Origin of the sequence: Campylobacter sp. RM12651, assembly GCF_022369475.1 — a bacterium.
GTDB lineage: Bacteria > Campylobacterota > Campylobacteria > Campylobacterales > Campylobacteraceae > Campylobacter_E.
Map to the genome: position 1 here is coordinate 45,020 of NZ_CP059601.1, position 24,795 is coordinate 69,814.

General features: G+C 23.3%; 21 protein-coding genes. 8 read left to right on the top strand and 13 right to left on the bottom strand.

Going from position 1 to position 24,795, the window contains the following annotated elements:
• Nucleotides 1-174: 174 nt before the first annotated feature.
• The 9 genes from AVBRAN_RS10530 to AVBRAN_RS10570 form a co-directional block, all read right to left on the bottom strand.
• Nucleotides 175-2,016 carry a hypothetical protein gene (locus AVBRAN_RS10530; protein ID WP_239803845.1) on the bottom strand — a complete coding sequence of 614 codons (1,842 nt, stop codon included), beginning with the start codon at nucleotides 2,014-2,016 and terminating at the stop codon, nucleotides 175-177.
• A 196-nt stretch (nucleotides 2,017-2,212) separates the two neighbouring features.
• A complete protein-coding gene (locus AVBRAN_RS10535; RefSeq protein ID WP_239803846.1) occupies nucleotides 2,213-5,353 on the bottom strand; it encodes a hypothetical protein in 3,141 nt (1,046 codons plus the stop codon).
• A 110-nt stretch (nucleotides 5,354-5,463) separates the two neighbouring features.
• A complete protein-coding gene (locus AVBRAN_RS10540; RefSeq protein WP_239803847.1) occupies nucleotides 5,464-5,814 on the bottom strand; it encodes a hypothetical protein in 351 nt (116 codons plus the stop codon).
• A 4-nt stretch (nucleotides 5,815-5,818) separates the two neighbouring features.
• Nucleotides 5,819-6,418, bottom strand: a complete 600-nt coding sequence (locus AVBRAN_RS10545) for a restriction endonuclease (RefSeq protein WP_239803848.1) — start codon at nucleotides 6,416-6,418, stop codon at nucleotides 5,819-5,821.
• 86 nt (nucleotides 6,419-6,504) lie between these two features.
• A complete protein-coding gene (locus tag AVBRAN_RS10550) occupies nucleotides 6,505-6,696 on the bottom strand; it encodes a hypothetical protein (protein WP_239803849.1) in 192 nt (63 codons plus the stop codon).
• A 51-nt stretch (nucleotides 6,697-6,747) separates the two neighbouring features.
• On the bottom strand, nucleotides 6,748-7,413 hold the full coding sequence (locus tag AVBRAN_RS10555) for a hypothetical protein (RefSeq protein WP_239803850.1): 666 nt from the start codon (nucleotides 7,411-7,413) through the stop codon (nucleotides 6,748-6,750).
• Complete coding sequence (locus AVBRAN_RS10560) at nucleotides 7,413-7,646, bottom strand: hypothetical protein (protein WP_239803851.1); 234 nt, start codon at nucleotides 7,644-7,646, stop codon at nucleotides 7,413-7,415. Before AVBRAN_RS10560 ends, AVBRAN_RS10555 begins: the two co-directional genes overlap by 1 nt.
• On the bottom strand, nucleotides 7,639-8,142 hold the full coding sequence (locus tag AVBRAN_RS10565) for a hypothetical protein (RefSeq protein ID WP_239803852.1): 504 nt from the start codon (nucleotides 8,140-8,142) through the stop codon (nucleotides 7,639-7,641). Before AVBRAN_RS10565 ends, AVBRAN_RS10560 begins: the two co-directional genes overlap by 8 nt.
• Entirely contained in the window at nucleotides 8,139-8,597 is a 459-nt protein-coding gene (locus tag AVBRAN_RS10570; RefSeq protein WP_239803853.1) for a hypothetical protein, read from the bottom strand. The genes AVBRAN_RS10565 and AVBRAN_RS10570 overlap by 4 nt, the downstream gene beginning before the upstream one ends.
• A gap of 123 nt (nucleotides 8,598-8,720) precedes the next feature.
• Here AVBRAN_RS10570 and AVBRAN_RS10575 point away from each other — a divergent pair, with 123 nt between their 5' ends.
• Entirely contained in the window at nucleotides 8,721-10,298 is a 1,578-nt protein-coding gene (locus AVBRAN_RS10575) for a hypothetical protein (protein ID WP_239803854.1), read from the top strand.
• A 36-nt stretch (nucleotides 10,299-10,334) separates the two neighbouring features.
• On the opposite strand, the gene AVBRAN_RS10580 is transcribed toward AVBRAN_RS10575, so the two are convergent.
• On the bottom strand, nucleotides 10,335-12,536 hold the full coding sequence (locus AVBRAN_RS10580; RefSeq protein WP_239803855.1) for a hypothetical protein: 2,202 nt from the start codon (nucleotides 12,534-12,536) through the stop codon (nucleotides 10,335-10,337).
• A gap of 211 nt (nucleotides 12,537-12,747) precedes the next feature.
• On the opposite strand from AVBRAN_RS10580, the gene AVBRAN_RS10585 reads away from it, so the two are divergent.
• Together AVBRAN_RS10585 and AVBRAN_RS10590 are read left to right on the top strand one after the other, a co-directional pair.
• Nucleotides 12,748-15,819, top strand: coding sequence for a hypothetical protein (locus AVBRAN_RS10585; protein ID WP_239803856.1), 3,072 nt, complete (start codon nucleotides 12,748-12,750; stop codon nucleotides 15,817-15,819).
• Between the two features lie 8 nt (nucleotides 15,820-15,827).
• Nucleotides 15,828-17,729: a hypothetical protein gene (locus AVBRAN_RS10590; RefSeq protein WP_239803857.1), complete on the top strand. Its 1,902-nt coding sequence runs from the start codon at nucleotides 15,828-15,830 to the stop codon at nucleotides 17,727-17,729.
• A gap of 17 nt (nucleotides 17,730-17,746) precedes the next feature.
• On the opposite strand, the gene AVBRAN_RS10595 is transcribed toward AVBRAN_RS10590, so the two are convergent.
• The 3 genes from AVBRAN_RS10595 to AVBRAN_RS10605 all read right to left on the bottom strand — a co-directional run bounded on the left by AVBRAN_RS10595 (nucleotide 17,747) and on the right by AVBRAN_RS10605 (nucleotide 21,830).
• The gene (locus tag AVBRAN_RS10595) at nucleotides 17,747-18,775 is read right to left on the bottom strand and encodes a hypothetical protein (RefSeq protein ID WP_239803743.1); all 1,029 of its coding nucleotides are present in this window, start codon (nucleotides 18,773-18,775) and stop codon (nucleotides 17,747-17,749) included.
• Nucleotides 18,776-18,789: 14 nt separating this feature from the next.
• Nucleotides 18,790-19,965, bottom strand: a complete 1,176-nt coding sequence (locus tag AVBRAN_RS10600) for a replication initiation protein (RefSeq protein WP_239803744.1) — start codon at nucleotides 19,963-19,965, stop codon at nucleotides 18,790-18,792.
• Nucleotides 19,966-21,011: 1,046 nt separating this feature from the next.
• Complete coding sequence (locus AVBRAN_RS10605) at nucleotides 21,012-21,830, bottom strand: NYN domain-containing protein (protein ID WP_239803745.1); 819 nt, start codon at nucleotides 21,828-21,830, stop codon at nucleotides 21,012-21,014.
• Nucleotides 21,831-21,950: 120 nt separating this feature from the next.
• Between AVBRAN_RS10605 and AVBRAN_RS10610 the strand changes: the two genes are divergently transcribed.
• From AVBRAN_RS10610 to AVBRAN_RS11080, 5 genes are all read left to right on the top strand, one after another.
• Nucleotides 21,951-22,700, top strand: a complete 750-nt coding sequence (locus AVBRAN_RS10610) for a hypothetical protein (RefSeq protein ID WP_239803746.1) — start codon at nucleotides 21,951-21,953, stop codon at nucleotides 22,698-22,700.
• 94 nt (nucleotides 22,701-22,794) lie between these two features.
• Complete coding sequence (locus AVBRAN_RS10615) at nucleotides 22,795-23,547, top strand: hypothetical protein (RefSeq protein WP_239803747.1); 753 nt, start codon at nucleotides 22,795-22,797, stop codon at nucleotides 23,545-23,547.
• A gap of 92 nt (nucleotides 23,548-23,639) precedes the next feature.
• Nucleotides 23,640-23,990 carry a hypothetical protein gene (locus AVBRAN_RS10620; protein WP_239803748.1) on the top strand — a complete coding sequence of 117 codons (351 nt, stop codon included), beginning with the start codon at nucleotides 23,640-23,642 and terminating at the stop codon, nucleotides 23,988-23,990.
• Nucleotides 23,991-24,014: 24 nt separating this feature from the next.
• A complete protein-coding gene (locus tag AVBRAN_RS10625; protein ID WP_239803749.1) occupies nucleotides 24,015-24,551 on the top strand; it encodes a hypothetical protein in 537 nt (178 codons plus the stop codon).
• Between the two features lie 109 nt (nucleotides 24,552-24,660).
• Nucleotides 24,661-24,786: a hypothetical protein gene (locus tag AVBRAN_RS11080; RefSeq protein WP_275592005.1), complete on the top strand. Its 126-nt coding sequence runs from the start codon at nucleotides 24,661-24,663 to the stop codon at nucleotides 24,784-24,786.
• The last annotated feature ends 9 nt before the right edge of the window (nucleotides 24,787-24,795 follow it).

The following is a 24,795-nucleotide window of genomic DNA, read 5'->3' on the forward strand; positions in this document are numbered from 1 at the left end:
TACAATATGCTCGTAGATACTAAAAGTATCTGCAAAATCACAACAAAAGAGTTTAAGTTTTCTCTTTATTCTCCTTCTAGACGAGATATAAAAAAAGCTAACAATCAAAAATACTTTCTCTAACGAAACCCCCGACCCTGTTTTTGCTAGAGAAAGTTAATATTACAATCACTATTATTTCATTCTCATAGTATTAATGTTTTCCTGTCTATTTTCCACAATTTGTATGTGTTCTATGTTTTTGCTTGTATGATGTTCATAAACATAGTCAGTATAATTTTTAGTCATTTCACTATATTTATTGATTTCGTTAATTATCTCATCAATATTTTTATTATTTATACTAGTGGTAATTTCGCATATTTTAAATTGTGTATTATCCCAATTATTAGCGGTGCGTTCGCTTATATATAGGTCGTTTTGAATAGCAATATTTTTTAAAGCTTGAGACATTTTATTATAGTTATTGTCTTGAATAACTTTGTCACCATTAATATAAAAAGAATTAGTATTTATTGTTAAAGTTTCATTTTTTAAATCTACAACAAAAGTAGCTGTTTCTTTGTTATTTAATTTAGGGTGGTTATATTGTCTAAATATAATATCGCTGTAAGAATTATCTTCTGTAAAACTCTCAATGTTTTTATTGTCCTTTAACATGTTTAAAATTGTATTTTTGCTTTCTATATGAGGAACATATAATAAAGTGTCTTTTGCAATTAAAAGATTTTGATGTCTTTGATTTTTACTATCTATCTTTTCTACCAACCTATCCATTGCTAAAAAGAAATTATCTTTGTTTAAAACAAAAGGTTTACTTTCTCCTTTAAAAAGCTCTTTTTCTTCCGTTTGGTCGTTTAAAACATAATTAATAAATCCATGTCTAGATAAAAAATGATTTTCGTCTATTTTTATGTCTTTTAGGCTTTCTCTAATTTTATCGTGTATGAGGTTTGTTTTTCCTACAGTAACTTGTAAATCAAATATATTATCTATCATATTTTTTAATAAGCCTGTGCTATTTAAAGCCTGTAAGTCTTTTGGGTCTGTTATTGCTATTAACTGCTGTGTAATAAATGCTTTATAATCTTGCCAATGTCTTTCTTTATCATTAAAATTGTATTCTTTTTCTAATAAGCTTTTATTCGGTAAGGTTTTAAATAATAAATAGTTTATTTCTTCATGAAATTTATATTTATTATCTTGATGATTTAAAGCTTGATTGGTCACAAATTCTTTTATTTCTTTATGTAAAAAATCAAAAGTATCATTTATTCTTTTTAAATCATCTAATGAATTATATTTAACATCTGTTTTATAAGTAATAGAGTTTTGCTCAAGATTCAAATTTATTGATGAGTATGGTTTTGCTATATTGTTAAAATCCTCTAGTCTGTGAAACATACTTTGGCAAAGCTTAACATCATGAGAACTTTTAAATATAATATTTATCTTATCATCTCTATTAATATTATTAGAATGTTCAAAGCTAACCTCTTGAATAATAAAGTCTTTTTCTCTACCGTAAAAATTAAAATCTGTTTGTTTATAAAATCCACTATCTCTTAGAAAAATATCGGCATTATCTTTATAATCGGTTTTTAATTTCTCGTTAATTATATCAGTAGTTATATCTGATAAGCGTATAGCACTAACTAGCTTTCCATATATGTTTTCAGGATGGTTAAGTTCTAAAACATAATCTTTGTTTGCGTTTTGAATAAAATTAAGGCGATTTATATCTATAAATCGTTTATGTCTTTCATTATTATTCTCCAAATATTCACCCCAAGTTTCATCAGTTTTTAATGTTATCTTGGCATGAAAAGAATTTAATTCACTTATTATTAGTGTTTGTATTGGTTTATCCTGATGTTTTGAAACTATATCAACAATAAAACCATCATCTGTTTCTTGATATTTATAATTTCTTGCATCAAAAATAATTTTTAAACTTTCTTTCTCATAAAAATCTTGTATTTTTGAATCTATTAAGTTTAAATCTTTTAATTTCATATTTAACTCCTTTTAGTTTATTTGATTTCTTTTGTTATTTAATTTATTATAATTTTTTATTTTTTTACCTCATTCTCTAGGTCTTTTATCTTTTTATCTTCAAACTTAATTATTTCTAAAAACTCAATAATTTTTTTATTTGTGTTTTCTATAAAGTTCTCAATTTTTGTTTTTTATAATAACTTTTGACATTTACTTATCTCCTGTTTATATTAGAAAATAAATTATCTTCTTCCGAGTCTTCTTCCGTTTTTTTATCATCAAGTTTTAATGATTTTAAGTATTCATTTTCTTCAGTTAGATTTTTAATTGTTTCAAGCATCTCCTTAAACTGCTTGTTAAATCTTTCTACTGTTGCACCTAAAGAGTGGTAATCTTGATTTTGTTCGTTATACTTTTCAAGTAAATCTTTATATTTTTGCTCTAAATTATCTTTTTCTACTGTCAAATCATTAATCTTAGCATTAGCACTATTTAGATTTTCAGTAAGATGATTATTTGTGTTTTCTAAATCATTAATCTTAGCATTAGCACTATTTAGATTTTCAGTAAGATGATTATTTGTGTTTTCTAAATCATTAATCTTAGCATTAGCACTATTTAGATTTTCAGTAAGATGATTTATTATAGTAGTCTTATTGGTTATATTTTCTTCTAAGGTTTGTATCGCTATTTTTTGGTCTTCTATTAAGCTTACTAAAGAATTATTTTGCTGTTGTAAATTATTTATATTGTCATTTAAAGAATTAATTTGAGCCAACTGTTCTAGTTTCATATTATTTACCGCACTAGTTATATCAGCAAATTCAAATATTTCTGTGCCTGTAATCTTTTGTAGATTATCCATTAATATTTTAATATTATCTTGAACTTCATTAATATGTTTTTCTAACTTACTATTAGTTAGTAGTTGCTCTTGCAATAATTCACTAGCAACAGTAAGTTCTATTCTAGTGTCTTCTAATGCTAATATATTTTTATTTAAATTATCACTTAAATCTAAGACTTCGTTTTGAAGTTTTAGATTTTCTTCGTTTGTTTTGTTTAAATCTTCTAACAATGTTGAATTTTTTATTCTTTCGGCTTTTAATGCTTCTATATTATTAGCTAGATTTGTAGCATTCTCTAAGTGTTGAACTGCCAAAGAAGACATGAAGCCTTGCACAATTTCGGTTATTGCTAACCTTGCTTGTTCATTTGTGGTTTTTATATTTTGTGGTAAAACTTTTAAAATAATATCTCTTACGATTGGCTCTAGTGTAAACTCTTTATTTGGTGTTGTCTTCTTTAGCCCCTCGAGCATTATAGAAAACGCTTGTTCTTTTTGTGAATTGTTTGTTCTAAACGTATTTAACGCTCTTTCTGTTTCCATTTGAGTATTGATTACATTTTGGCCTAAATTGCCAAAAAGAAATACTTTATAGTCTTCTAAAACTCTGTTTTCTATAATCTCTAATTTTTCATTGATTGATTTATTTTCATAATCATCGCCGAAATAAGTTTTAGTTTCGGTATCATCTTCTAAAATATCGTCTAGCTCCAATTTAGGTTTTGGCATAGATTTAATTAAATCTTCTATGCTATTACTATTGTCTTCATTTGTTATACTTGAAGAATTGAAATCTTTTTCTATTTGCTCAATTGACTTATTAGGCGACAAAGAGCCTGTTTGGTTAAATTCTCTAAGCTTAGAATTAGTCTCAACCCATTCATAAGCAAGTGTATCTTTTCCTACAATAAAGCCATTTAAAGCATCAAAAGAAAAAGGTGATTTTCTTGTAGCACCTGTAACAATCAACAGCTCATCTCTGAGTATTTTTTTTGTTTTAATATAAGCATTTCCAACTTCATTAAAAAATTGATGCTCTAACATATTCAGGTTGGCCGCTTGAACTTGCGAAATCTTATTATTTTTACCTTCATCTTCGGGCTTAGCACTATAAGAAATACAATGAATTAGCTCACTTAAGTTAGAGTTTCTAGTTTGTAGCTCATTTGCAGTAATTCTTTCATTTTTATAAACATGACAAAGTGCTTGAAAATCTTCATCAGGATAATTATCTACCCTATCGCTTTGCAATCTTCCTTTATCTTTAATATTTTTAAAAGTTAAATTATTGATATTTTGTGAGTCTTTAATAATAAGCATTTTTAAATCATCGAAACTAGTGATTAAATTTGCTTGTGTGTTTTGCTCTAATAGTTTTTCAGCATTACTTAATTCTTCCTCAGTTTTTAAAATTTTTAATGGATTATCGCTTGTTAAATCTAATAACATTGGAGCTATTTTAATTTCGCTAGCTACTAAGTGATGGTTTTTTGTATAAATATGATGTATTTCTCTTTTTTCATCATCAAATGCTATTTTTTCTCTTAAAGCATAACATTTGTGATTATTAATGATTTCTTTCTTAAAGTTAATCCACTCAATATCATCAAGCTGTGATAATCTAACTTTATTATAAATTAACCCTGCAAGGGAAGCACCCTTGCTTCCAAACCCAGCAACTAATGTTGCACCTGCAACGCTAGAACCTGCCGATTGCAAACTTGCTACAAAGTTTGGTTTCCAAATTGGATTTTTGTTTTCAGATAAATAAGTTCCTTTCGCAAAATAATCTTTTCTTTCAGTTTCATGTCCTCTTTCTAGTTGTTTTCCAGTGCGTGGCTCTAAATTAATTGCAAAAAGCGAATTATATAAAATATTATATCTGCTACTATTTTTTAACCCATTTATTAAATTTTCTTTTTCTTCAAAAGAAATCTGTGAATATATTTTTTCATAAAATCTTTCAGCTTTTGTTAATAAATTAACACTACTAGTATCTACACCGTTAATATTGTTGAGATTAATATCTGCAGTTTTATCTCTTAATAAGAATGAGAGTTCATTATCCTTTTCTTTAATCTTTTCGATTATTGGGGCAAATAAGTTTTTATCAAATTCTGTATTATCAAGGCATTTTAACTCTGTTGATAAGTATTCAATTATTTGTTCTCTTGTAATATTTGATGTTTCATTAGTTGTTTCTTCTAATAAAATTTCTTTTTCTATCTGTTCTTGATTTTTCATATCTTGAACTAAAATATCAAAAATTATTTTAGAATTGATTTCGTCTAGGATAATTTGAAACTTGTTAAACTCTGGACTTTCCTTATCATTGAGGTTTAAAAGTATTTCGTCTTTTAGATAGGTTTTTAATACATCATCCGCATTATATATATAGTGTTCCAAATTATTTTTAAAATTAAAATAATTATTTTTATAATAACTAGATAATTCTAGAGCATTTTTAGCACTTGTTGTTATAGAAACATCAGATTCGATTATATACATTTTAGCATCCCCTTTTTATTTTGACATAATTATACCCTTTTATTATTGTAAGGTCAAGCATTTATTTATATAGTAGACTTTTTAAGTATATTTTTAATTTTAGGGTATGATTAAATTAGGGGTATTAAAGGATTAATTTTTTCTATAATTTTATTTAGTTTTTCTTCTTTTCTTTTTACTTCTTTAATTTTTTTTGTTATTAATTTAATTTGAATTGGGTCTTGACTTTGTTTTAATACTAATTGGCAATATTTATCTAAAAGACATTTCTTTGTTTTTATCAGTTTTTCTATCTCTTGTATATCCTGTAAAAATAAAATGCTATTATTTATATTTTCTTTGTTCATATGTGATAAATTTTTTGATATTTTTAAAGTTTTAATAATTGTCTTTTGCGGAATTTTTTTTAATAAGGAAACTTCTCGTATTAAAGTTTTTAATTTTCTTAAGCTTGTTTCCATATTTTTATTCTTCAATTACTAAATAATTAATAGGGTTATTATTTTCTTCTAAAAATCTTGCTACTCCATAATCTTTAGTTTTACAGCTTGTAACAAAATCTTTATGAATAATTTTACCTTGCAGTTTGTTTAAATTTTTTTGAATATATAATTCACAATCACCCATAAAAATTCTCAATAGGTCTTGTCTTGGTGGGTATTTGTAGCATTTACACTGTATTAAATGCACTTCGTTATTTTTATATGCTATTAGGTCAATACCTCTATCGTTAAAACCATGAATATAACCTTGCGGATAAACATTATATCCTATACTTTCATAAAAACATTTTACTTTATATTCATATCTATTACCTTTTTGCTTGTAATATTTTTTCACTTCAACATCATCATTATAATTATTTTGTTTTTTATATGAATTATTATAAGTATTCTGCTGATTTATATTGTGATATGAATTTTGACTATAAGAACTAGATTGGCTGTTATGATAACTATTCCATTTTTGCTGTTTTCTTATTTCTTCATTTCTTTTTTTATTTTCCATAAAATCTTTAGCTTGAGCAATACTCTCTGCTTGTGATTTTTTAATCCGTTTACTCAATTTTTCTGCCCATTTAGTTAATCTCTCTACATCTGTCAAGAATTTATAAGCTATAAAAGCTACTATAAGTATTATTAAAAAAACAGTCATAATGTTTTCTCTACATCCATTAAAATTTCTAAAATTTGTTTTTCTTTTCTCTCTAATATAATCTCTCTATTTTGTAATAAATGAATCAATTGTGAAAAGTCCTTCGGATTTTCAATTTTATTTTGTAAGTCTAATATATCCTTCAATAATTGTTCTTTTATTTTCTTTAATTTTTGTCGAGTTATCATAAGCAATAGGATAACTAACAATAGTTTAGAGTTAACTTAAAAATAAAAAAATTAATATTTTTTTAAGAAATCATTTTTAATAAAATCTCTTATTGGATTGCTTTTTTTAGGTATTTCGAAACCTATACAATCATATAAGATACGTTCTTTATCGCTTAAAATAGTTAAAACTACTCCATCATCATCAATGGTTATATGATTGTCTTTATTATTTTTATCAAAATGAAAAATATTATATGAACTAGGAAAAACAGCAAAAAGGTCTGCAATTATTATATTCTTTTCAAGCGGATTTGCCCGAATCCAGCTTTTGCTAAAAACATTTATAGTTTCTAATGCTTTATTTATATCTTTATCAAAATGTTTTAACACACAAAACCTTAAAATATCTAATAAATTATTTAAGTTATTTTTTGGCAAGGATTCTTTTAAGCTATATAAAAACATATATAATAGCTCGTTTTCTTCCCAAAGGTTTTTTGATATTTCATTTATTGTTATTTGTATTTGCTCTTCTTCCAATTTTTTAATTAGAGCCTGATTATTGTTATATTGAACTTTCATTAATTCGGTTAATATTTTAGAGCCTGTTTTATTCGGTAAATCTTGAATATTCTTATAGGCGTATTTTCTAATAAGTGCTTCAGAACACCCTACAAGAGTTGAAAGTTGATTATACGTTAGACCTGTCTTATTAATTGTATCTTTTAAAATCATTATTTTGTTCTCTTTTTATAATTATTGTAATGTTTGTAAAAAATAAAGTTACTTAATATACATATATAGAAAGATAAAATATGATACTTTATGCAAAAATCAATTATCGGTTTTAAAGCACTAGAATCAATATGCTCATTAATTGTATAAAAATAAACAATAAATGCGTCTGATACAAAAAATATACAAATTGATAAGATGAAAAACAACATTTTTAATCCAAAATCATACATTTTGCCCCCTAAAAAAACAAGGAAAAAATCTTTTATCATATTCGATAGCTTCTTCTAGTGATTTTTCAAAACAAACATACTCAGAACAATGTAATATAGGAATTAATCCATAATCTATGTTTTCTTCGTAATCTTCAAACCTATCAATTTTTAAATGTTTTTTTAAAAATGGAATCATTTTATTATTAGGAAGATATTTGTTATAAGTTTGTATGAACTCGGCTAAAGTATATACTTCTTCCCCTGAAGCCTTATATTCATACATTAATGCGTTAAACATTAAAATATATTCTTTAATAATATCAATATCTTTTATTATTATAAATGTAGGCTCTTCAATATTATCACTATCAAGCCAAATATAATCTAATTTTCCAAACCAAACAGCTAGCTTTGCAATATCTTTTATCTGCTCTACCCTATTTAGACGCTCTTTCTGAAAATCTGATAGAGCGTCTAAAATTATATTACCATTAACATCTACCAATTTTATCATTCTTGACTCTCAAGACCAAATAAAAAGCATATCTTCTTTCTAAAATTTCCTTTCATTAAAAGACCTGGTTTTGGTAAAGAACGCTGTTCTTCTATCGCTCTTATCGTATCTGTTATTTCAATAAATAATAATTCCTCTTGATAATTTTTTTCTTTTAGAGATTCTTCCCTGAACAATTTCTCTACTTTTTCATATAGAGTTTGACGTTTTTCTAAAAGCCTATCTATAAGCTTTTTCTTAAAGATTTGTAAAAGTATTATTTGTTCTTGACTCATTCTTGAATCTACTCTAAACCCGTTATTTAACAAAATATGTTCTTTTATGTCTAGTTTTTGAATATCCTCAAGAGGAAAAGTTACTAAAGGCAATAAAGCTTTTTTATAATCCTCTTCTTTTAAAGATAAAAAACTATTTTTTACGAGTTCTTTTGCTAGTTTTTCTATTTCAATTAACATTTTTTCTCCTTTATAATTTTAAACATTTTACTATAACATTTTTTTATACTTTTGTCAATATCTCATATAAAAATTATAAAATATTTATCTTTTTATTTTATAATAATATAAAAAGGAGCGAGAATGGATTTTAAATATTTTAAAGATTTGATAAAAAAAGATAAAAATAAAGCTATCACTGAATTAAAAAATATTAAAGATATTGATTTAGCAATTTCTTTAATTAAAGCTTTTGGAACTTTTATTTTTGATGGATTAAATAAGGATTTAAAAGAAGAAGAAAAAATCTTAGATTTTTTATTGAAAAATAATTTTAATTTTTTCTTAAATATCTATAAAAAAATGAATGATGAATTGCAAGATAAATATGTATTTAAAAATATTGAAAAACTTTACCAATATACAAAAGTTAAAAGTAAAAAACTAAAAGAAACGGTTATTTTTGAAAAAAAACTTATTTATCTCTTAAATGAAAACGAGTTAGAAGAAAACTTTAGAAATATTTCTTATGTAATTGCTAAAGATTTAGAGCTTTTACAATATTCTAAAATACACCAAGAAGATGATATGTTTATATGTTATTTGCTTATATATTATCCTGCATCAAAAATCTTACAATACTGCAAGAAAAATATATTTTTACATAAAACATATAAATGTGTTAATTTTGATGATGCTTTGTGTAGAAAAATTTTAATAGAAAAAGATATAGATACAATTTTTAATTGTGTAGCTAAAAACTATCATCTACTAGAGCAAACAATAATTTTAGAAAACATATTAAAAAATAGAGATTATGTTTTTCAATTGGTAGAAAAAGTGCCTACTTTAGATTTTCTTTGTAGATTTTTCGGACAAATTCAAGAAGTTGAGAAATGGAAAGACATTAGTTTATTAAAACTTGATGAAATTCCATCAGTTCAAGAACTTTACAATCATAGACTTGTTACTTTAAAAAAAAATATGGATGAAAAATCAGCTTATGAGATAAAAACAGAGTATTTAATTTCTTATTTAAGTATTAATTTTAGACATAAAATCGCAATCAATACACTTATTTTTATGAGTATATTGTTAAAATTACCTATTTATCATAAAACAAGTTTTGAGCTTGAAGATTTTTATGATGTTTTTATTAGTGAATTAGAAAGCAATAATCCTTTTCCAATGACAAAAACATTAAAGACAACGTACAGTTCATTTGTTACTTGGTATCAAAAAAGTAAAATAAAAATAAAAGATTATAAAGAAGATTTTTTTGAATTTATTATAGGTGAAAAAAAAATTGGGTCAGGTTTGTATTATGATAAACTTGCACAAATTTTGCAGTTAATATGTGAAAAAACAAACTTAATTGTATATGATGAATTTATAGATGAATATGCTTTCAATGAACAACTTATATATAAAGAATGCGAAGCGGACTTATATATGGAAATCTTAAATGTGATAGATTTATTATCACAAAATATCAATATTGATAATTTTGATATTAACGAAGTAAAAGCTTCCCTTGATGCTATTGAAGAAGATGAAAATAATATTAAACAAATTATTTACGAAATTAGCATTTGTAAAAAATACAGCCCTAAACACTTTGAAAATCTTTTAGAAGATTATTGCTATAGTTTCCTGCCAAAATTTTATAAAAACTTCTATGTAACTACAGAAAATCTTTCTCCTATTTTTTCAAAGAAATGACATATTCCCCACGCATAAATGGGGGATTAAATTATGTTATGACAATCTACCAACACGAGCAGAATCTAAAATCTTAAACAAGGCTTCGGCGTTTGCTTTACTTTCGTTAATTTTTGTCTCTTTTTCGCCATTATTTACAAATGCTATTCTTTTTTGGTGAAAAGAAATTAACATCTTTTTAGGTAAGATAAATGCTTTCGCATACTCTCTAAAACAAGCAATTCTATAAGCCCCCCATTTTTGCTGTAAGAGTGAAATTACATCATTATTTTTACTATCTAAACCGTTATGAAAAAACTTAATCTCTTCAAAATTATGGTCTAACCCACAAACAGCCAAATCGTATAAAACATTAAATATTTGGTTATAATATTCAGGATATTCATCTAACACTTCAATGTATAAATAAAATATGCTTTCTATCATTTTTTTGAGGTCATTTTCAAAAGAAGTATTGAGATAAGTAATCTTAAAAAACGATTCTTCTTTTGAAGTTATAAAATTTGGTATTGTTAAACCAATTGCATCAAATCTTGAGTAAAAAGCTTGATAAGCAAGTGCTGGATTGCTTATCTTCGTTTTATTGTGAAAATAAATACAATCTGTACTATTAGCATCAGTTGTAAATAATTTTTCTAAATCAGTTCTTAATGTGATTCTATTTTTTATATCTATACTATCATATTCACTAATAGCTTGAATTAAAAATGTTTCTCTTTCTCTTAAATAATTAGTATAATATTCTATAAACTTGGGATTAAATTGTTCATTGTCATTATTCAAATTAATCCCTGCTTCACTTAAATTTGTGTAAAACCTTTGTTTTATTTCATATTCTCTTTTTATTAAAGAACTAGTTTCTTCATTAGTTTCGTAATCAAAATACCACAAATTCTTCATAATTTGTGGATTGAATGCCAGATATTTTAAATTAGATTCTTTTATAATTGTTGCAAAATAAACACTCAACGTGTTTGGATTATAAGATATTTCTTTACTAAAAATATCTTCTAGAACAATTTCTGCAGGTGTTAATCCTACAATCGATGAATCTACTAAAGTGATTAATCCCAAATAAACACTATCACCTTTTATTTCTGCAATATATCTTTCAAATACTTCGTTACTTAAATCAAATAATTCTTTAATTTCTTGTTTTGTTTTATTGCCATACCCAATCTCATAGCTTTGGGTAGTTTTTATTGTAGTATTATCAAAATAAGACTCAGCTTCTCTTAAATGGAAATCTTGCATACTCATATTTAAAAATCCATCTACAAACTCATAAGTATTATTGTCAATCAAACCTAAAAAGGTATTGTTTACTAAATAATTTTTTGTATCTTCATAACTATAGCTAAAGTTACTTTTCTCGTTACTTCCTACTATACAAAATTTGCCACTTTCTTTTAAAATACAATCAAAGCAATCTGAAAAAAATTCTTCTGAAAAATCTAGATTTGAAAACAGCTTTTCATCTTTATTTGGTTCATTTGAAAATCTGTCGTTTTGAAAGCAATCTGTTAAAGGTAAAAAAATATTAGCATCGACTCTATCATTTTGTACTTCTTCTGCAATACAATAGATTGAGTTTTTATTTTCTTCTGCAATAAACTTATTTTTATTATTTTCATCTTTAATTATGTAAAAATGTTTTTTAGGTTTAAATATTTCAAAAACATATTTAGCATTTTTGTAACTATCAGGTATTTCTTGAAATATTTCTAACATATAATCTATTTTAGTTTTAGTAAAATCAATTTTTGCTACACAGATTTCTCTTTTAAATCTCTTGAGTCTTTCAACAACTCTTTCATAATTTTCATCTTCAGCGTAAGAATGTAAAATTTTCCCTAATTGAAAAAAAATATAATCACCATTCCTAAAAATTTCTTTTATTAAAAACGGAGAAAAGCTTTTGAAAAGAAACTTATAGTTATTTCCGTACTGCTCTAACTGCTCTTTATCGTAATTAGTAAAAAATAAAACAAAAAGTTTAATAATATCCTTATAGACATATTTAATAAATATATTCTCTTTATTAGTAGCTTTATAAAAATATTTGAACTCAAAATTTTTTACAGGATAAATAATTTTTGCTTTTTCATTATTTGCGTCTATATATTTTTCTCTTGCAACTTGCTTTATGATTTCTTCTTTGGTATCTTTTTTATTTTTTGTAAATAAGGTATTTTGAAATTTTAAATCTAATAAAATTTTTTTTACCATTTCGCTCATTTTATCCTGCCTTTACGTTTAATTACAAGTGTTTTAAGTTTTAAAGTTTACTTTTATATGCTTGTTTTTTATGTAAAAAATTGTATAATCTAAAACTTAAAATTCAATAAAAGTGCGTTTTTAAGTTTTGTTAAAGATATTAATTAAAAACTCTAAATATTCGACTTTTTAGATTTAACTTTTTAATGTTTGTTTATTTAAAGGAGTAAAAATGGATATTACTACTATAGAATTTCAAAAATTTATTTTGTTTGAAATTACTAAAATTCCACAGGACGAAACACCAGAAAAAGGTAATTGTTTTTTAGAAGTCAAAATAGCAAAACTTAAAACAGATAATGATAAACAATATAATGATAATAGCTTTAATGTAAGTGACATGGATTTTATTCCATTAAAAATAGCAAAAACACATTTTGATATTTTATTTGCTGATAAAACTAAATGGGGTTATCCTTTAGACCAAAAAACAGTATTAACTTACATAGCTGAACTTTATAGTAAAGGTTTTTTACAAAAAACTAATCTATATATTAATGGATTATTGAAAACTGAAAATGAAATAAGTATTGAATTAATTAACACCTTTTTAAACACGAAAGAAAATGAGGAAAAACCAGTAAGATTTAAGATTAACAAATATGCGATTGATTTTAAAGATTTAGAACCCTTAGAAGAGTATGTGAATCAACACCGAAATGCAATTTTAGAATCAATTATTACTAAATTAGAGTTTGAAAGACATTACAAAGAAAGTAATATTGTTTTAGATAATATTGATTTAGAGCTTTTTTATAAAACATTATCTTTTAAGACGCCGATTGAATCAACCTCACAATTTTTACAAGACAAAAACAACAAAGAAAGAGTTTTTATTATTGCTAATTTTGAGCTTTATGTAAATAAAGAGAAATTAAAAAATATTATGAAAAGTGATTTAAATCAATTAAGCAATGACGAATTTAATAGTAGGTTTAACTCTACTTTTGAATTATTTAAAAAGTTCAATGAGGGAATTTTTAAATGGGTAATAACTTATTTTTTACAAATGTATAGGTTTGAAAATAAACTTGATTTATCTAGTTTAGGTTTGCTTTGTGATATTGCTACACAAAAAAGTGATAATAAACTCTTCCAAATTGTAAGCGAATTATTTTTTGGCGGTAAAGATAAAATAAGTAAATATAACAACAAATTTATTTTTTTATGTGAGGCTAAAGTTTTAATATTTATGCCCTATATATTTAACAAGGCAATTAAAGAAGCTTTATCTGATTTTGCTAATAGTGAAAATTCGAAGAGTCAAAAGTTTTTAAAAGACTTTGTAGAACAAGAAAGACTAAACCTACCTTTAAAATTAGATGAAAAAAAATACAATGAGGATTTATTCAATGACTTAGATGATATTAAATCAGTTATTGAAATTTTTTCTGAATCTAGTTTAAAAGAAGTATATAATGATATTATTGAAAAAGAAAAAATTAGATATAACAAATGCTATCCTCACGCCTTAAATGAATTACCGTGTAATGGTAATTATGATGAGCTATTAAATGTTTTTTGCTCACATAATATTAGAGATATAATAAAAAATGATTTGAAATATACCCTTGCTGAAGTGGAGAAAAAAGAGAATGATATGATTTTAGAAAATATTAAAGAAAAATACATTCAAAGTAATAAAAATAAATTAGATATTTCACAAGAGAAAAAAGTATCTCAAGAAGATGAAACAATAAAAAACGAAATATTGAATAATATAGATGAGGTAGCGATTAAAGAAGCTTCTTTACCACAATCAGAAAATAAGCAAATAATAGAAGAAGAGCAAAAAGAATTTAGGGAAGAAGAGCCTTTTGGAGATTTTGATGCAACTATAACAAAAGATTTTGATTATCCTGAAACTTATGAAGAACAAATTGGAGATTTTGATGCAACTATAACAAAAGATTTTGATTATCCTGAAACTTATGAAGAACAAATTGGAGATTTTGATGCAACTATAACAAAAGATTTTGATTATCCTGAAACTTATGAAGAACAAATACCGCAAGAAGAAAAAACAAATGAATTAAAACAAGGAAATACATTTATTAACGAAACAAACTTGGATGAAGATAAGTATAAAGACGAATATAATAAACAAAATGCTTTAGAAAACTTGAATGAATTAGAAAATAAATTAATAGAAAAAGATAATATTATTGCAAAATTAAAGGTTCAACTTAAACTTTTAGAAACTGATGAGCGTATTAAAAATATAGAAAATGAATATTTTAAGCTTGGTGAGAGTTTAAAAACGGAAATAAAAATTAAAAATGATGATATTAAAGAATTAAGGCATCAATTAGCAGAAAAAAATATAAGTTTAGAAAATATAAGACATGAGTTAGAAAGTATAAAAAATAAAAATGAAGAATTAAAAACCTCATCAAATACTAACGAGGAAAGTATAGAAATACATTTCGCTAACTTTTTAAAACTTTATATTAATATCCCACTAAACAAGGATGAATATAGTAAGAATATCTATTTATTAAGCTTAATTTCTTGTGCTTCAAAGTCAGATGATGATATTTTAAATAATTATATTGATTTTATGCTGGAAAAAAATAAATTAGATATTAATAAATTTGTAGATGAATATTCTAGTTTTCTTAAGAAGTTAGATATTAAAGATAAGAGAGGTTTAGAAAGAGCCTTAAAAACAACCAAAAGTGATGCTAGAGCTGGTCTTTTATCTATGCTGGATTTTTTTAAAGATTGCTTTGAGTATGATGAAATAGATATTAAAGAAGCTAAAATAAATAAAGTTTCCGATATCTCTACAAAAAAAGAAATAGAAAAAAGTGAGAGTACTCAAAATATCACCAAAAATAATATAGGGCTATTAGATAAAATTTTAAATAAGTTTGATTTTAAAAGCAAAAATAAAAAAATTAGTGAAGGCAAACATGTAAGTATGATTTTTGAAGTTCTGATAGATAAACCATATTATAATAAAAATATTATAAGTGCTATTACCAAAGAAGTTGTCGGCGTAGTAGCCGAAGTTTTGGAAAAAAATAAAACAAGTTTTCAAAACCTAGCAGTCAATACTCCTAATTTAAAAGAACAAAAAGAAGAATCTAAGAAAAAAGATTTTATAGTTTTAAAATATGAATTATTGATAGTAGTTTATAAAGATATGCTTGTATATGAGAAATTTAATAATATTTTCCAAAAAGAGCTAAAAAAAATCAGATTTGATGTAAGATTTATTGAAAGTGTATTTCACTCGTAGGATATATAATGTTTGTAGGTTTAAAAGGAAACTCATTTTTTGATGAAGATTTTTTTAATGAACTAGATTTTTTAAAAAAAGATTTTTTGTTTAATGGCGATTTGTTGTCTTTTACAGAAATACTAGATTTAGATTATTCTAATATTATTAAAATAATAATTAATTTTATTAAAAATGATTTTTCAAATTATCAAGATAATAAAAATGAAAAATTAATATTTTTCAAGAACCATTTTTTTATTCCTGGAGCAAATTTTAATAAAAAAAATCTAGTTAATTTTCTTAACAATGAAGATTTAAAGGAATTGCTTAATTTTAATGAGTTTTCCCAAAAAAACGATATAATACTTTCTACGATTACTGATTTTAAAAGCTTTAAAGAAATTTGTAAAGATTTTAAAACTAGTCTTGGGGACGATTTAGTATTTAAAGAATTTGGAAAAAATTGTTTCTTTTATGTTGTGGCAATAAATAACTTAAAAAAACAGATAAAAGACTTTGCTGAAGAAAATAAAACTAAATACGATGATGAGGTTTATACATTTTACGATTATTATAAAAACTTTATCCGAGTAAAAGGGTTAAGATTTTTATTTATTGTAGATGATGATTTAAGTGATATTTTCAAGTTAAATACATATTTTAAACGTGAAGAAACAAGTTTTAATATACTATATTCTCAAAATGTTTTAATTAAGGATTTTTTTAAAGATGAAGAAGACCTTAAAAATTCAATATCTAATTTAGGTTTTGATATAGAGACCTATAATATTGAAATTGGAAAGTTTTTAGAACCTGATTGTTTTTGGACTTTTAATGATTTAATTGAATATCTAAAATATTTATATGATAGAAAAATTAGAATTATAAGCCACGATAATTTTAGTGATTTTTTTGATTTTTGCTATTTAAATAAAGATACTAATAATATTGATATACTATACAGAAGCTTTATTCAATCCAAAGAAGAAAATATATTGATTTTTACTAAGATTGATGAAAATGCTAAGCAAAAAAAAGAAATTTACTTAGACGATTTTAAAAATGAAATATTTTTTAAGAGCCTATTTAAACTGGGGGTAGCTTTATTAGCTAACTTTGATAAAGAAGAGTATCTAAAAAAAACAAAACCATTTGAAGCAATTATCCCTGCAGCTTTATTTTTAAACTTTAGGGAGCAATTCAATAACTTTTTAAGTGAGATTGATATAAATATAAGTATTTTAAATACCACAGTTCAAAAAAGTATTGAAGATATGTTTTTAAGTTTTAATTATTTAGTAGAAAAAGATATGGAAAAAGATGATTATCAAAAAATGACTTATGAAAATTTTAAAAATACATACTTAAGTAGTAAGTTATTTGATACTAAAATAATATATTTTGTTTTTAATGAAACATTTTATTGGAAAGTTTTAACTCCTAAGAATTTTATATCTCTTTTAATTTTAAGTAGTGGTTTTAAATCAATTACAGAACTTAAAAATGAATATATAGATATTTTTCTTGTGAAATCAGATGAAACAAATTTTTCAGAAAATATAGTAAATAATAAAAATGCAAATAATTTTTTACAAAAAATATTATTATTTATAAAAAAAATATTTAATAAAAATAAAAAAATAATCAGAAAAAATAATACAATAAAAAATAATTCAGAAAAATTAAAATCTATAAAAATGATAGAGGTTGATACTTTTAAAAGTTTAGATTTTTATAACTCCAACGATACTAGAAAACTAAAAGGATATTATAAAAGAAAGTATCTACTTTCTTTACAAGAAGGTTTAGAAGATACTGACGAAACAGGGGGTCAAGGCGGAGTTGCAGGAGGGATTAATGTAACTAAAAGAATAGACAAAAATACATATAAACAGCAAAAACATGTCTTTAAATTACATCAGAAATAAGTCTATATAATTATTTGCTAGATATACTTATTAACATCTATTTTTTGCAAAACATGATATGTTTGTAATGGTTTTTTTGGGTCTTCTTTTGGTGTGATTCTTATAAATGATTGTGATAATATTTTTTCATAAATATATTTCAACGATTTTTTAGAACTAATATTAAAATTACCATCATCAAAAATATGCAGTCTTGACTGATAAATAATATATTTTTTTCCAAAAAATTGCTTTTTGTCATAGTTGTATAATCTATAATATGTTTCATTATTTTCAGAATAAGTGTAAAAGTCTGGGTTTTTATATAAATTCAAAATTTTATTGATATATTTTTCATCATCAGATGATATTTTATAAACAGCTTCATTATCTTTATCTGCAATTGTAAAATTTATTTCAAAAAATTTTTCATCTTTTTCCTTACATCTATTTAATACAATAGCTTCAAAATATAACCTATCTTTTTTAGCATCAATATATGTCGTATCTAATAATGTCTTTATAGCATTTCTAACTACTCTATAAGCATTATTATTAGCATAGTTATCTAAAGATAAATATGCTAAGAGTTCATCTATTTTTACTCTAAATGAATTGGTGTTTATTTTTTTTTGTTTTAGAATTAATTTAAATATTTTTTTTGCAAAACCACTCTTTAATGCAAAATAAAATTTTAATTCCCTTTCGCTTATTTGTCCGTATTCGCACTTAAAATATTCCTTTACTAACCTAAAATTATCAATATTTATAAAAAACAATATTTCTTGTTCTTCGATATTTTTTACATCTTTGTTGATTTTTATTGAACTAAACAAAGACGCACAAATAAAATCCTTATTTTTATTGAATATGTATTTGATATTCAATAACATTTCCAATTCATTTAGTGATACAACAATGTTGGATTGTTTTGATAAATTCAATACATCTTTTAGCTTTATGTTTATGCAATTAGTATTATCAAGATTGTTGTTTATAATATAAAAAATAAAATCAATAAAAAAAGCATTTTGCTCTATTTTAAACATATCTAAATTTAAGTTCATTCGTTTCCTTTAAATCAATCAATATTTTCTATACCTGCAAAAAAACTAGTAATTAATCTAACTTTTTCTTTTTTTAATTTACTAGGTATGCTTAAAAAATCATTAAGCTGTTCCACTTGCGTGAGTGTATAGGCATTTTTAATTAAAAAGCTATACAAATCTTTATGGCTTTCAAAATCTTTTGAACTACCAATAGCGAAACTAATTTGCTTATCTGTTTTGGTTAATCCAAAAAGGTCAGAAAACAAATATTCTTCAAAATTATATATTTTTAAATCTTTATTATAATCTGAAAATTCATAAAAAATATTTTGCTTACTTGTGTGACGTATAAAAATACGGTTCTTTTTAAAGAAGTTTAATAGCAAATCGTTATAATTTGTTATATTCGCACTAATAGAGCTTACTTTTCTACTTGCAATTGATTTTTTTGCAACAATATTAAAAATACATTTAATGTGAGAATATTTACGTCTATCTTTTTTATCTTTTATGAATACAATATCAAGATAGCTAAATAATTTCTCTTTCTTGTTGTTATATATAATTTCTATTTCTTTTAATTCATCTATGCTTTGTTTTAAAATTTTATTAAAATCTCTTGTATTTGTGTTTTCTAATCCTAAATAACTTTTTAATTTATCAATATCGCTAACAAAAAAACCTGTATCTTGAAATCTTTTTAATAATCTAAATAAATGTTTGCTATATGTTTTTTGAAATTTTTTAAAAATATCTAATTCAAACGTTGTATATTCACTTTCAAGATTATTTACAAGATATGTAAAAATTTCACTACTTTTTATTTTAAGTGTTTCTAAAGAATTAGTTTTTTCATCAAAAATAATTTCTAAAACTTCAAATATATTGTAGATACCAATAAATTTTTTATTATTAGGTAATTTTTTAACTTGAGTAAAATCTAATTTAAATATATTTTCTCTAAATCTTGTTAGAATATCTAATATTCTAACATTACCCCTATTGCTAGAACCGAAAAAATTTTTTACTTCAGCCGAATCAAAAACCAATAAGCTATTGCCTTTGTCCTTCATCTTATAAATCAAAGAAAAAAACAAATTTAATTCTAATGAAGACAATCCTGATAGATTTAACATATATAAATCATTATCATACGCTACATAATCAATTTTATCGTCTAGATTAATTATATTATTATAATTTGACATTTTTATCCTTTATGAATAAATAATATCACAAAATGATAAAAATATTTTTAAAAATTATCATTTTTAAAAAAGTATTAAAATAATTATCTTTATTTTTGTTACATTTAACCCACCTAATTTTAAAATTAAAAAACTAAAACATCCTATCCACAGGCTTTATATTCTTATTACTTTACTACTGATAACTTTTAAAAATAAAATTATCTTTATTTTTGTTACATTTAACCCACCTAATTTTAAAAAAATATTCCAAAAAATTACAAAAATATAAAACTGCCAAAAATAGAGTTTTTATTGCTCTTTTTTGATTAAAAAATGAATATAAAATAGGTTTAAAATTTTGATAACTTTTAGAAAAATATTTATCCTTATTTTGTTACAAATTACCCACCTAAAGAAGCTAATTACCTTATTGTATAGGGGTTTATAAAAATATGTTTATGAGTTAAATTTACCACTAAAATATTTGTTTGGTTATTAGTTTTAAAATATATTTTGTGCTTTTTTGATTAATTTTTATTCTGTGTTATATTTAAATAAATAGAAAATAGTATTTTTTGCTTATATAATAGATATTTTAGCTTATTTTATAGTTACAATTCTTTTTTATGATAAAATAGGCATTTTAGGGCGGTTTTTCTATGATAAACGAAAATAAAAAAATTATCCTTATTTTGTTACAAATTACCCACCTAATTGTTACAAATTACCCACCTAATTGTTACAAATTACCCACCTAATTTTGTCTAATAATTCGACTGTATAAATAAAATAGAATTGGGAAAAATATTAAAATTTTTTTAAAATAAGGTCAAGTACAATTTTAACACTAAAAATAATATACTAAGTATTTTATTTTTATAATAAAATTTTATCAAAGCACCTAGATTGAATGCAAATATTAATATCCAACTTATTGAATTAAAGTCATTTGAGTTAGGAATTAACTTATTAAACTATAAACAAGAAACCTTTTAAACTAGCTAAAATATCTAATTTTATAAAATACACATTTCTAAATCTAAACATTAGCAAATTGATATATCTCACTTCTCAGATTTTTCTTTTAAAACATATTCAATTAATTGCTTAACAGTTTTTAAATCTTGTTTTGGAAAAAGACTAGAAATAGTTATTTGTCCAACATTACATTTAAATGTTTGATTAATCTTATGCCACAGTTTATCTTTTGATAAATGTTTATTGGTATTGTATATTTCAAAAATAACATCTTTTTTACAATAATCTATTACATCATCAAAGCTATTACAATTATTAATAAAAGAAAATACTTGTGACAATTTTTGATTATGTAAATTAGGAATTCTTATCTTAATATTTTCAATAAATTTATTTTTACCAATTTTTAATTCTAAAACTTTTCTATATTCTTCTTTAATAATATCATCTTTTTGTGCATTAGTTAATAATAAAGAATAAGAGGTATCGTCTGAACCAATAGTTTGGGTATTAATTTCTTTAAAAGCATCATCTATATTTGATTTTAAATTTAAAACAGTTAATTTAATACCTTGTTCTTTTATAAAATAACATAAATCAATAAAATCTGTATCTCCAGAAAATAAATAAATATGTTTTAAATTTTTATTTTGAAATATATGAGAATAGGCATACCTTAATAATACAAAATCTGCATTATTCTTTTTATTTTTTTGATGAAAAACTTGAATTGGCTTTATATTATATTCATAAAATAAATTTGATGCAACATTTTTACTATGAATAGTAAAATCACAAAAAGCATATGCTTTATACTCACATTTGATATTTTTTATTTCTTCAATTGCATATTTTAAACTAATATTTTCTAAATCTATTAAGACTAAAACCTCGTTAGATTGCATAATACCTCCATAAAATTTAAAATAATAATATCAAAATATCATCCTAACTTTAATTATAGCTTTAAATTAAAACGCTTAAAAATTTCCTTTATATTTAAAAAAATAATTAAGGAGATTTTGATGGCAAACAGATGTAGAATTTTAATGATTGAGAAAAAAGATGAGGATACTTTAGTTTTAAAAAATTTTTACTCTCATTTAGGCGGGAGCAATTATTTTATTGAACCTGCTCTTTTGGTAGCAAAAAATTTAAAATTAGATTTTTATGATTTTTACAAAATGTATGAAAAAGCACACGGTAGTGATTTCTATAATGAGTTTAAAACCTCTGCTGTATTTAATCTCGATGAAGTTAGAGAAGAGTATTCGGTGGGTGATAATGGTATTTATATAATTAATAAAGAATATGACTTAATATGCAAAATTGATACAAATGATTTAGATGAAATAATTCCTAATGATATTTTTATCAATAATATGAAAAATTTCATTAATAGTAATAAAATAAACATAGATATAGAATCTATAAAATTACCCAAAAAAATAAAAAGAGAACAAGCAGAAAAAGTAAAATATGCTACGAATGCAATTTTGGAAAAATTAGTGCTTACTGAGCCTGATTTGAAAAAATATATTAAAAGTGCAATTTTGGAAAAATTTAAAAATAAAAATATTCCTTTAGAATGCTTAAACCCTATTAGTATAAACAATACTAAATATGATTATAAAAGAATTAAAAAAGATTCATTCTTTTTAGACGTTTTTGAACCTAAATATGTTAATGGAAGACATTTTACAGATATAAAACACACATATATTGTTTATTATGATTTTATGAATATTTATAATTTACTTAAAATGGTAAGTTAAAAATTAGTAGGGTTTTATCCTACTAATTTTTAAAAAACAAAAACGCTTAAAAATTTTTTTTATATTAATTCAAAATTATTTAAGGAAGTAAAAAATGATTAAAAGTAGATTTAATACATTGGTTATGAAAAAAGAAATTGATAAGTATGATAAGAATTTATTTTTAGATATAACTTTAAAAACTCCATTAAATGTAGATGAAGTTTTAAAAATTGCTAAAACGATAGGTTTTAACTTTCAAGAATTTCATTGTATGGAACAAATATGCGAAATAGTAACTTATTTTCGTGTTGAAACCACATCAAAAGAAGAAATAAAAGAATATTTAAAGCAACTCAAAAAATTTTCAGATAGATTGGATGAAGAGATACACTATTCTTTAATGAGTATATTTTATTGGGATTATTTAGAGGATATATTTGGTAAAGAAATGGGGGATTTACGTAGTAAAATAACAAAATATTTTTTTCATACGCTTTGTAAAGAAGACTTAAAAACTCCCGAAGGTAAATTTTTAAAAGAAAAGGCAGTAAAAAATGATTTTAATTGGGATAAGACAATTAGGGAATGTTATTCTATATTGCCTGATTTTTCTTGGCAAGAACTATTGAAAAAAGAAAATTTATTAGTAGATGGAATAAAAGCTAAAGATGATGTTTATCTTTTAGTGGATTGTGAAGAGGCATTAGACGATACCTATATTGAAGAGTATTATATTAACAAACAAGTTGGCAAGGAAATTCAATTTAGAATACAAAAAAAGCTTATTGAGGTATGTCATAAATTAGATATTGAAATAAAAAATTATTTTGATAAAGAGTGGCTAAGAGAGTATTTATCAGCTTGAAAAGGGGAGGATTATATGCAATATTATTTAAAAAAATAAAAAAGAGAGAAATTAAACTGAAAATATCAAAAACAAAATTTAAGGAGAATTAAATGTTTGATTTATTTATCAAATATCTACAGGATATGAAAGCAGATGAATGGGCAGGTTCAATGCAGGTTGTTTTTGCAGCGGGTTTTGGAGCGATACCTACTATAATTTTAACTATAATTATAATGGCTTGCATAATAAATACAAACAATATAAAAATACAAGCGATTTCGTTATTTGGTTTTAGTGCAATTGCTGTTTTAAATATACTCTCTTTTGCAGAATTAATGCACAAAGGTTATGTGTATGATGATTTAATACATTTTTTTAGGTATTTTTCAGCAATGGGATTGTTTGCAGGTTTAACTATGCTTAATATTGCAAGAATAATTGAAATTAAAAAAAAGAGGTGAAAGATGAATAGTGTATGAATTTTTATGGCTGAAAACGTAACCGTTATCTTATTATTATCAATGGTTGTGTTGGGGATGCTTTTGTTCTTCACTGCTGACAAAATGAGGCATATTGGAGATGCAATTGTGGTTGCTTTAATTTATGTTTGTATTGTGTTTTTTCTAACTTATGGTTTCGGTTTTTATAATACAATTGAAAGTAAAGTATGTTTTAATGTGCAAACTGATGAATTAAAACATTACCCTAATACTGATAAATTAGAACAATTAAGTATAAGTGACTTTATTGCAAAAAATGATTATAATTTATCAAGAATTAAAAATATTACTTTAGATTTTGCTAAAAAAATAGCCTTAGATTTTGATTCTTTTAAAGATTATTATGAGATTAAAGACCAAAAAAACATAGATTTATTTAAAGACTATTATTCTTTTTTACTAACTTCAATGAAGGAGGCAGAAGAAAGACCTAATAATATTAATGATTTTTACATTAAAGAATTTGGACTTATTAGAAAAGGATTTGATTTGAGAGTTTGTAATTTCAAAAAATCTCGTTGAGGATTTTTTGAAACCTTATTTGAACCAAAACCTTAATTTGCATCATTTTTACAAAACAATATTAAACGCTTAAAAGATTTTTTATTCTTATTAAAAAGAAAGGATAAAAATGGACTATAAAGCTTTTTTAGATTTTATAAATAATGATAATAATGTTGATTTTTTGGTTAATAAAATAATTAATAATAAGCCACAAAATTATATTATTTCAAAATACAATTATATTTATTTTTAATATAATAAG

Coding starts and splice junctions, on each gene's coding strand:
- AVBRAN_RS10605 (WP_239803745.1), bottom strand. CDS start 21,830: ATGCAATCTAACGAGGTTTTAGTCTTAATAGATTTAGAAAATATTAGT.
- AVBRAN_RS10540 (WP_239803847.1), bottom strand. CDS start 5,814: ATGGAAACAAGCTTAAGAAAATTAAAAACTTTAATACGAGAAGTTTCC.
- AVBRAN_RS10550 (WP_239803849.1), bottom strand. CDS start 6,696: ATGATAACTCGACAAAAATTAAAGAAAATAAAAGAACAATTATTGAAG.
- AVBRAN_RS10615 (WP_239803747.1), top strand. CDS start 22,795: ATGATTAAAAGTAGATTTAATACATTGGTTATGAAAAAAGAAATTGAT.
- AVBRAN_RS10590 (WP_239803857.1), top strand. CDS start 15,828: ATGTTTGTAGGTTTAAAAGGAAACTCATTTTTTGATGAAGATTTTTTT.
- AVBRAN_RS10625 (WP_239803749.1), top strand. CDS start 24,015: ATGGCTGAAAACGTAACCGTTATCTTATTATTATCAATGGTTGTGTTG.
- AVBRAN_RS10555 (WP_239803850.1), bottom strand. CDS start 7,413: ATGATTTTAAAAGATACAATTAATAAGACAGGTCTAACGTATAATCAA.
- AVBRAN_RS10530 (WP_239803845.1), bottom strand. CDS start 2,016: ATGAAATTAAAAGATTTAAACTTAATAGATTCAAAAATACAAGATTTT.
- AVBRAN_RS10580 (WP_239803855.1), bottom strand. CDS start 12,536: ATGAGCGAAATGGTAAAAAAAATTTTATTAGATTTAAAATTTCAAAAT.
- AVBRAN_RS10560 (WP_239803851.1), bottom strand. CDS start 7,646: ATGTATGATTTTGGATTAAAAATGTTGTTTTTCATCTTATCAATTTGT.
- AVBRAN_RS11080 (WP_275592005.1), top strand. CDS start 24,661: ATGGACTATAAAGCTTTTTTAGATTTTATAAATAATGATAATAATGTT.
- AVBRAN_RS10600 (WP_239803744.1), bottom strand. CDS start 19,965: ATGTCAAATTATAATAATATAATTAATCTAGACGATAAAATTGATTAT.
- AVBRAN_RS10570 (WP_239803853.1), bottom strand. CDS start 8,597: ATGTTAATTGAAATAGAAAAACTAGCAAAAGAACTCGTAAAAAATAGT.
- AVBRAN_RS10610 (WP_239803746.1), top strand. CDS start 21,951: ATGGCAAACAGATGTAGAATTTTAATGATTGAGAAAAAAGATGAGGAT.
- AVBRAN_RS10575 (WP_239803854.1), top strand. CDS start 8,721: ATGGATTTTAAATATTTTAAAGATTTGATAAAAAAAGATAAAAATAAA.
- AVBRAN_RS10585 (WP_239803856.1), top strand. CDS start 12,748: ATGGATATTACTACTATAGAATTTCAAAAATTTATTTTGTTTGAAATT.
- AVBRAN_RS10565 (WP_239803852.1), bottom strand. CDS start 8,142: ATGATAAAATTGGTAGATGTTAATGGTAATATAATTTTAGACGCTCTA.
- AVBRAN_RS10620 (WP_239803748.1), top strand. CDS start 23,640: ATGTTTGATTTATTTATCAAATATCTACAGGATATGAAAGCAGATGAA.
- AVBRAN_RS10535 (WP_239803846.1), bottom strand. CDS start 5,353: ATGTATATAATCGAATCTGATGTTTCTATAACAACAAGTGCTAAAAAT.
- AVBRAN_RS10595 (WP_239803743.1), bottom strand. CDS start 18,775: ATGAACTTAAATTTAGATATGTTTAAAATAGAGCAAAATGCTTTTTTT.